The 9,318-nt window shown below is 65.4% G+C and carries 6 protein-coding genes; 4 read left to right on the top strand and 2 right to left on the bottom strand.

All coding sequences use genetic code 11. The features are described from left to right. Nucleotides 1-224: 224 nt before the first annotated feature. Entirely contained in the window at nt 225-1,769 is a 1,545-nt protein-coding gene (locus tag ABFD92_10935) for a peptidase S10 (protein MEN6505047.1), read from the bottom strand. A gap of 461 nt (nt 1,770-2,230) precedes the next feature. Beyond that, nucleotides 2,231-2,554 (bottom strand): RNA-binding protein, encoded by a 324-nt coding sequence (locus ABFD92_10930; protein ID MEN6505046.1) that lies wholly within the window; start codon nt 2,552-2,554, stop codon nt 2,231-2,233. Between the two features lie 326 nt (nt 2,555-2,880). On the opposite strand from ABFD92_10930, the gene ABFD92_10925 reads away from it, so the two are divergent. The 4 genes from ABFD92_10925 to ABFD92_10910 all read left to right on the top strand — a co-directional run bounded on the left by ABFD92_10925 (nt 2,881) and on the right by ABFD92_10910 (nt 9,208). Beyond that, nucleotides 2,881-3,165: a DUF485 domain-containing protein gene (locus ABFD92_10925; protein ID MEN6505045.1), complete on the top strand. Its 285-nt coding sequence runs from the start codon at nt 2,881-2,883 to the stop codon at nt 3,163-3,165. Then, entirely contained in the window at nt 3,165-5,099 is a 1,935-nt protein-coding gene (locus ABFD92_10920; protein MEN6505044.1) for a cation acetate symporter, read from the top strand. The genes ABFD92_10925 and ABFD92_10920 overlap by 1 nt, the downstream gene beginning before the upstream one ends. Nucleotides 5,100-5,356: 257 nt before the next feature. Next, nucleotides 5,357-8,269, top strand: a complete 2,913-nt coding sequence (locus tag ABFD92_10915; GenBank protein MEN6505043.1) for a DUF294 nucleotidyltransferase-like domain-containing protein — start codon at nt 5,357-5,359, stop codon at nt 8,267-8,269. Nucleotides 8,270-8,521: 252 nt separating this feature from the next. Further along, the gene (locus ABFD92_10910; protein ID MEN6505042.1) at nt 8,522-9,208 is read left to right on the top strand and encodes a class I SAM-dependent methyltransferase; all 687 of its coding nucleotides are present in this window, start codon (nt 8,522-8,524) and stop codon (nt 9,206-9,208) included. Nucleotides 9,209-9,318: the final 110 nt, after the last annotated feature.

Genomic DNA, 9,318 nt, shown 5'->3' with positions numbered 1-9,318 from the left:
GCCGGGCGTACGTTGGAGGAACTCATTGGTGTGATCGGCCAAGCTCTCAGGGCCGTGAGCGCGGAGGAGTGCCAAGGCTACTTCCGTAGCTGCGGATACGCTACAGATGATCGCTAGATGCTCTAAGGCTGCCGCACTCCACATGCGAGCGGTTTCCGATAGACAAGAACGTCGAGGCACTGCCCCTGGCCGATATCGCTGCAATCGCCGGCGGATGAGAATGCCTATTTCGCAGCCGCCGCAGGGGCGGCCATGAAATCCTTCACCCCGCGGGTGAACTGCTTCAGCGAGGGGATGTGATTGTAGATCTGGTGGCCGCTGAAGTAGTACGCCATCGTGATGTTCTTTCGCAGTTCCGGCGGCAGGCCAAGATGGCGGAAGGTGTATTCCTGGGCGAAGTAGCCGGTGGTCAGGTCGAAATAGCCCATCGCGGCGAAGACCTTCAGGTTGGGGTTCTGCGTCATGGCGCGCGTCAGGTTGTCGGTCACGCTGACGTACCCGTTGCGGGCGGAGCCCCAATTCCATGACGAGTTGGCATGGCGGGAGAGGAACACGTACTGGCGGCTGGTGCGAAAGGCCAGGTCGTCGTTCATGTAGCTCTGGACGGCGGCGGTGAAGGGTCCTGCGATGACGAACATCGCCGGGTCGTAATCGGCGTGGGCGGCCAGCGGGTCGTTCGTGAAGCCCGTGACACGGGCGTCGAGCAGGCCGACGATCTTCGCCTGCGGCGCCGGTTCGTCGGCGGAGGCGGACTTGTCCTGCAAGAGCTGCTTACGGAAGACGTACGAGGGCACGCGCAGGTCGGCGCGCTCGATCAAGTCCGGCGGCAGCGAGGTGAACCGCACCAGGCCCTTGACGATCTTCCTTCGCTGATCTCCCTCCAAGGCGCTGCCTCGAGCCAGGGCCGGGCCGTACTCATCTATCGCCCACTTCTCGGCCGCGGCCAAGGCGGCCGGAAGGCTCTTCTGCAGGTCCGGGTCGAGGCGGTTGTGATACCAGGCGGTCGCGGTGTACGAAGGCAGATAGAGCATGTAAGGCAGGTCGTTGTCGCTGCCGAAGGAGAACGTCTGGAAGTTCAAAGCCGACGACAGCAGCACCAGGCCTGCCAGGTCCAACCCGTGCTTGCTGTGGAGGTGCTCGGCCAGCAGGCACGAACGCGTCGCCCCGTAGCTCTCGCCGGCGAGGTACTTGGGCGACGCCCACCGCCCCTTGGCGCTGACGAACAGGCGGATGAACTCGCCCAGGCTCTGCATGTCGCCTTCCAGGCCGAAATATTTGTCCGCCGCCACGCCGGCTGCGGTATGGCTGTAGCCGGCGCCGACGGGGTCCACGAAAACCAGGTCGGTGAACTCCAGCCAGGTCTGGTCGTTGTCAACCAGGCGGATGTCCTTGGGCAGGGCCTTGCCGTCGTCGGCCAGCAGCACGCGCTTGGGACCCATCGCGCCCAGGTGCAGCCACAGCGAGGCGGCGCCGGGTCCGCCGTTGAAGGCGAACGTCAGCGGCCGCACGGCGGCGTTCTGGCCGTCTCGCGTGTAGGCGGTATAGAAGATGCGGGCCTGCAGCCTTCCGCCCTCGTCGCGAAGGTCCATGAAGGCGGCGGTGGCGGTGTAGGCCAATTCCGTCCCGTTGAGTTTCAGCACGTGGTGCGTGACGGAGGAATCGCTATCCACCGCCGGGCGCGATGCGGGAGCGGATTGTGCCGCGGCGCCCAAGGCCAGTGCGTGGAGGATGACGAGCAAGAGCAGCAGTCGAGTTCTCAAAGTTTTCATGGCGGAGAATTATAATCGCCCAGGGGCCCAGCGGGAAGAAGAGGGGATTGGGGGGGAGGATGGGCGGATGGATGGATGGATGGAAGAAAGATGAAGAATGGAATAATGGAAGGATGGCGACAGCAGTTGCATCGGGGTCGCCATGGGCATGCGCATTCCGTAGGGACTGGGAGCATGGGCGAGACGGGTGCCACGCACAACTCCGTTGTGCGTGGCCCTGACCGTAAAGTTCGGGGAGCATGGGCGGGACGCCCATGCCACACAGCAAGAGCATGGGCGGGACGCCCATGCCACACAGATAGGGCGCATGAAAATCGCCATGGCGTCGAGGCCATGGCGATTTTTCTGACAGCGTCCCCACGCTCCGGTGGATCGGACCGGGGGAAATACTTCAGGCACTGTTTGTTGCCCAGCCGTACTCGGCTGTGGCTTCCAGGCCGCTGGGCCTGGGCTACTGACGACTAGTAGCGTCCGCGTCCACCACGGTCGCCGCCGCGTCCACCGCGGTCGCCACCACCGCCACCACCGCCGCCGCCACCGTTGGCCTTGGGACGGGCTTCGTTAACGTTCAGGCGCCGGCCGTCCAGTTCCTGACCGTTGACCGCTTCGATGGCGGCTTTGGCCTGACCGGAATCAGTCATCGTCACAAACGCAAAGCCGCGAGGTCTGCCCGTCTCGCGGTCGGTGGGCATGTAAACGTCTTCGACGGTCCCATGCTGGGCAAAGAGACTTTCCAGGCTTTCCTGGGTGGTGTCATAGCTGAGGTTGCCCACATAAATCTTCATCGGTCCATTACTCCTGGTCAGGCATGCTCACGGTAGGCTCTTACGCTCGCGTGGCAGCAGGGTCTAGGGGCGCTTCGGCGGCCCCGAATCAACATCGGTATTTTATCCACATCGGCAGAGGAATGGAAATTCCAATTGTCAGAATCATTATTTTTACAATTGACCCCGGGCAGATGTTTTCGTTTGCAATCGGGCGGCAGAAACGGATAATCGCGCCGGAGCGTTGGAGGCCCAGCGCCCGCGGCTGCACCATGATGTTTTCCGCCGTCGCACCCCTGTAATTGCCGGCACGTCCCGAGGCGCGTCGGCAAGATTGGAACCTGCACATGCTTCATGAACCTGCGGCCCCAGTCGGCAGAGACGCCGCTGCGCCATTCAAGGCGCGGCTGGGAATCTGGATGTTCCTCTTCTACTGCCTGCTGTACGCCGGATTCGTGGTGATCAATCTGTACAAGCCGCAGTGGATGGCCGCGGACGTGCTGGCGGGGATGAACCTGGCGACGGTCTACGGGTTCGGCTTGATCGTCGGGGCGCTGGTCCAGGCGGTGATCTACGACCTCCTCTGCCGCAGGCGCGAGCACACTCTGGCCAAGCAGGAAGGAAACGCGTAATGGCTATCACGATCTTCGTCGTCTTCGTCCTGTTCGTGCTGGGCCTGTCGTTCTATCTGGGCAAGCGCACCAAGTCGGCCCAGGGATATTACGCCGCCGGCGGGCAGATCCACTGGGGCGTCAACGGCGTGGCCTTCGCCGGCGATTACCTCTCGGCGGCCTCGTTTCTGGGCATCTGCGGCATGATCGCCACGCAGGGATACGACGGGTTCCTGTATTCGATCGGGTACCTCGCCGGGTGGATCGTGGCGCTGTTCATCGTGGCCGAGCCCATGAAGCGCCTGGGCAAGTACACCTTCACCGACGCGATCGACTCGAAGTTCAATTCGCGAGGCATCAAGTTGGCCGCAGCGATCAGCACCCTGATCGTGTCGGTGTGCTACCTGATCCCGCAGATGGTCGGCGCCGGCGTGCTGGTCGAACCGCTGCTGGGCCTGCCCCACTACTGGGGCGTGATCATGGTCGGCGCGATCGTCATCACGATCGTCGCCACGGCAGGCATGGCCTCGACAACCTATGTGCAGTTCATCAAGGGCGGGCTGCTGATCGTCTTCTCGCTGGTGCTGGTGATCGCCATCTGCTATCGCGGAATGACGACCACGCCCGACCAGGGCGGGCGCGAAACCTTCCACCCGCTGACCAAGCTCCAGGCCGCCGAGGTCGCCGGCAAACTCGTCGTCGCCGACGCCGCCTACCAGGTGGCCGAGGTGCAGGAGGTCAAGGCCGCCAAGTCGCGGTTCGCGCGGCTGACCAAGGGCGGCGTCGATTCGTGGTGGCTGGTCAAGCCCGCCGCCGCTCCGGCCGTCGTGCTGGAAGAGACCCAGTCGGTCGTGACGAGCGGGCAGGGGCGCTTCGTCAACGGCGTCAAGGACGGCGAGCTGCGCCCGGTGGGCAATGTCGAGCAGATCGCCGCGGGCAAGTCGGTCAAGGGCGAAAGCGTCGGCCCGTTCGAGTTCCTGGCGACCATGAGCGACAAGGACACCCTCGTGCGCCGCTGGAAGGACGCCACCCTGACCGACCACGACGGCTCGACGGTGACGGTTTATTATTCGACCGTCACCGCCGGCAGCGACCTGATGCGACCGGGGCAGAAGTTCAAGGTCCAGGGCACCGGGCTTGAGAAGCTCGACTTCGTCTCGCTGATGCTGGCGCTGTTCCTGGGCACAGCCGCCCTGCCGCACATCCTGATCCGCTACTACACAGTGCCCAACCCCGCCAGCGCCCGCAAGAGCACCATCGTCGCCATCGCGGCGATCGGGTTCTTCTACATCCTGACGCTCTTCATGGGCCTGGGCGCCACGCTCAATGGCGTGCTCAACCCCGCCGACAGCAACATGGCCGCCCCACTGCTGGCCAAGTCGTTCGGCAGCTTCCTGTTCGCCGTGATTTCCGCCATCGCCTTCGCCACGGTGCTCGGGACCGTCAGCGGTCTGATCGTAGCCGCCTCCGGCGCCGTCGCCCACGACTTGATGGACCGCTTCATGAGCCTGAAGATGGACGACCGGGTAAAGATCAAGGCCGGGAAGATCTCGGCCTTCATCATCGGCGCCATCGCCATCATGCTGGGCATCCTGTTTAAGGGCATGAACGTAACGTTCCTGGTGGGTCTGGCGTTCGCGGTAGCCGCCAGTGCGAACCTGCCGGCGATCCTGATGCTGCTGTTCTGGAAGCGGACGACGGCCAAGGGCGTCACGGCCAGCATCTTCATGGGCATTATTTCATCGCTGGTGCTGATTGCGTTGTCGCCGGACATGTTCAAGCAGTACGGTCTGGACCCGACGTCGGCGCCGATCCCGTTCAGCAATCCGGGCATCTTCTCGATCCCGCTGAGCTTTGTGACCCTGGTGGCGGTCTCGCTGATGACGGCCAGACCGGTAGCCCAGACGCTCACGCCTCCGGCAGGGGCGTCGCCGGTACCCGCACCGGTGGAATAGCGGACTCGATCGGGTGGCATGGCGACACCGCGTTTTTCGCGGGGTCGCCATGGGACGGCCCATCCGCTTAACTGGGTGGCATGGCGACACCGCGTTTTTTGCGGGGTCGCCATGGGGACGGCGTATCTGCTCGCCAACATGGCGACCCGCTTCGCGTGTCGCCATGCCACCCTTTCCGTCTGCCATGCCACCCTTGTTGTCAGCCATGCCACCCTTTCCGTCTGCCATGCCGCCCGCGGCACTGTATAATGCCTCCTATGCCCACCAAGCGCGTCGATCTTCACTGCCACAGCTCGTTCAGCGACGGGCAGCTCGCGCCGGAGGAGTTGGCGGCGCGCCTGGCGGCCGCCGGCGTCGCCTTCGCCGCCCTGACCGATCATGACACCGTGGCCGGGTCCTCGCAGTTCCGCGCCGCCGCCTCGCGACGGGGCATCGGATGCATCAGCGGGCTGGAGCTGACGGTCCAGTGCCGCGGCCGCGAGGCGCACCTGCTTGCGTACGGATTCGACGCCGCCAACGCCGAGCTGCTGTCGACCATCGAGTCGCTGCAGCAGTCTCGCAACGCCCCCCGCCACAGCGACCGGGTCGACAGCATTTCCGAGTCGCTGCGCCGCCAGCGCCTGGCGCCCAATGACGCAGCCGGGCCCAGCGCCGCGCCCCAGGGGCGGCTGGACATCGCCCAGGCCATCGCGATGATCCACCGCGGCGGCGGCAAGGCGTTCCTCGCCCACCCGCTGCTGCTGGAGAACGACCTGCCCCGCCTGGGCGAGTTGCTGGGCGACCTCAAGTCGCACGGGCTCGACGGCGTCGAAGCGATCTATGCCTCGTTCTCGCCGGCCGACCGCCACGCCCTTGTCGAGATGGCCGCTCGCCTGGGTCTGCTGATCTGCGGCGGGGCCGACCAGCACCTGGCCAATCCCGCAGCCGCCGCGGGCGCCTTCGGCGTGGATATGCCCACCTCCGCCTGGCGGGCGTTTCGCGAGGCGGTGGCCTCGGGAGCGGCCGTAGCCGCACCGTCGCCGGCCAGCCCCCCACCGGTCATCCTTCCGCGGCGGCACCTGCGGCGGTTCGCCCTGCACATCATTCTTCCGACGCTGCTGGCGATCACGCTGTTTGTGACAGGCATCTTCGCCATCGCCCTTCCGACACTGGAACGCGCCCTGCTCGACCGCAAGCGGGAGATGATTCTCGAGCTGACCAACTCCGCCTGGAGCATGCTCGACGACGCCCATCGCCAGGAAACCGCCGGCCATCTCACGCGCCGGGACGCACAGGCCATGGCCATCGCCCGCATCGAAGCCATGCGCTATGGTAGCCAGGCAAAGGGCTACTTCTGGCTGCAGGACATGCACCCGCGAATCGTCATGCACCCCTACCGCCGCGACCTCAACGGCCGCGACGTCAGCGACTTCACCGACGCCCGCGGGGCGAAGATCTTCGTCGAGTTCGCCGACCTGGTGCGTCGCAAGGAGCATGGATACGTCGATTACGTCTGGCAATGGAACGACGACCCCCACCACCTGGCCGCCAAGGAATCGTACATCCGCGGGTTCGCCCCCTGGGGGTGGATCATCGGCACCGGCGTCTACACGCAGGATGTACACGAGGAGATCGCCCGGATGGAGCAAGGGCTCGTCTACGGGTCCGTCGCCATTTCCGTGATCACCGCCATGCTCCTGTTCTACGTCATGCGACACGGCCTGCGGATCGAACGCCAACGCGCCGAGTCGCGACAGCACCTGCACGAAACCTCCGAACGATACCGCTGGCTCGTCGAGGCCGCCACCGAGGGAACGCTGCTGGTGCTGGGCGGGCGATGCCGCTACGCCAACCCCACGCTGCTGGAGATGCTTGGATATGCCCCGCACGAACTGGAACTGCTCGACCTGGTCGACCTGCTGGGCGATACCGCCGCCAACCCCGACGCCTGGCAGGCCGTCGCCCAGGTCCAGCAAGGCGCCGCCGCCGTCGGTCCCGTCCAGACCGCCCTGCGCCGACGCGACAAGTCGCCCCTGACCTGCCTGGTGTCCATCAAACCCCTCGTCGCCGGCGACGAGAGCGGCATGGTCTTGCTGGCCAGACCGCTTTCCAAATCCTCCCGCCCGGTTCAGCCGACACCGGACAAGACCGGCGACCTCGTCGGCCAGATATCCGCCGCCGGCGACGAACCCGCCATCGCCAGCGCCTGCCGCCATGGCGGCGCCAGGGTCGCGGCGATGCTCGAAGCTGGGATGCACCCGCGACACATCGCCCGACAGGTCGCCGCCGTCTGCGACGCCGCCACCCGACGCCTGATCGAACTGGCCCAGGCAGACCTGGGACCCGCCCCCGCCGCCTTTGCCTTCATCGCCCTGGGCAGCCAGGGCCGCCAGGAACAAACCCTCTGCACCGACCAGGACAACGGCATCGTCTACGCCGACGACCCCGCCGGCGGCACCGGGGCCGCCGACTACTTCGAGCAGTTGGGCCGGCGGGTCTGCGACGGTCTCGCCCACGCCGGGTACGAGCGCTGCCGCGGCGAGGTGATGGCCGACAACCCCAAGTGGCGCCAGCCTCTGGAGACCTGGAAGAGCTATTTCACCCGCTGGATCGTCCGCGCCGAGCCCCGCGAGCTGCTGGACTTCAACATCTTCTTCGACTTCCGCGCCGTCGCCGGCGACGCCTCCCTGGTCGAGGCGCTGTTGCGGCACGTTCAGCAGTCCGTCGCCGCCGCGCCGGACTTCTTCCCCCACTTCGCACAGCACGCCCTGCTGTTCCGCCCGCCCCTGGGGCTCTTCGGACGCATCGTCACCGGCAAGGCCGACAGCGACGCCCCGGGCCTGGTCGACCTCAAGGCCGCCATGATGCCCGTTGTCAGCTTCGCCCGCCTCTACGCTTTGCGACACGGCACAGCCGCCACCGGGACGCTGGACCGCCTGGCCGCCCTGGTCGACGCCGCGGTGATTCCCCAGACGACGTTCCTCGAAATGCGGGCGGCGTATGAGTCGATGATGCGCCTGCGATTGCGCCACCAGTGCGACGCCATAGCGGCCGGCCTGCCCGTCAACAACCTCATCGACCCCGACGCCCTGGGACACATCGAGCGAGCGGTTCTGAAAGAGTCGCTGACCGAGATCGAAGCCGTCCAGCACCGCGTATCCTACGACTTCCTCGGCGGTCCGGCCGCCTAGCCCGGATATTTCACCGCGGAGATCGCTGAGACCGCAGAGATGTCTTGCATCAAAAGACTAACAGAAAATTACGGAGTGGGCCTCATGGACAGTCCGTTTTTTCAGATTAGCGCCGCTCGCGACGTTAGTTGGTCTTGTTTTGAGCCAATTTCTTCTCTGCGTACTCTGCGGTTTCTGCGGTTCATGCAGTTCGGGCTAGACGCGGGCGAATACCCTTGCAGCCGCCGGCGAAAACCTGCTACCTTTGCGGCCATGCAGATAACCCACGATGTGCTGTCCACCGCCGTAAGGCCGCCCGATTTCCGGATGGCCGCGCGGCGGCATGGCAGGCACTTCGCCCGCTACCTGTTGGCCGCCCGCCAAGCCAAGGGCACGCGGGTGCTCGACGCCGCCTGCGGCAGCGGGTTCGGGGCTGGCTACCTGGCTGCGACCGCCCAGTTCGTCCTCGGGCTGGATCTCGACGAGGAAGTCCTGACCCACGCGCGCACGCATTACCTGGCCCCCAACGTGCGATTCGACATGCACGACCTGCACGAGCCCCTGCCGGCCAGCCATCGCCCCTTCGACGTCCTGACCTGCTTCGAAACCCTCGAACACGTCCGCGACCCGCGACTGTGCCTGACAAACCTGGCCGCGGCACTTTGCGACCAGGCCGTCGCGTTCATCTCCGTGCCCAACGGGGCCAAGGAACTCGCCGACCAGGCCGACAAGCCCTATCACCAGGTGCATTTCACCGCCGCCCAATTTCAGCAACTGCTCGCCGGGCGGTTCGAGCAGGTCGAGCCGTTCAGCGAGGTCTACCGAAAAGACTGGCGCCACTATCTGTCAAGGCTGATCGGGCAAGGCCGCCACCACGCAAGAAACTACGCCTTCACGCCCGGCTTCGACGACCGCGCCAAGACCTGGTTAGCCATCTGCCACCGCCCCATCCGCCCATAACAACGCCATCCCGTGTTGCCAGATGCGACACAGACACGCAGAGAAAACAGAGAAAAGCAACTGTGTTAAGAGGAAGACTTAAGAGGTTTCCCGCCCCTGTTTTCTCTGCG

Source organism: Planctomycetaceae bacterium (assembly GCA_039680605.1).
Lineage (GTDB): Bacteria > Planctomycetota > Phycisphaerae > SM23-33 > SM23-33 > JAJFUU01.
Note: the sequence above shows the minus strand (reverse complement) of the source record. Positions and strands in the feature narration are given on the sequence as shown.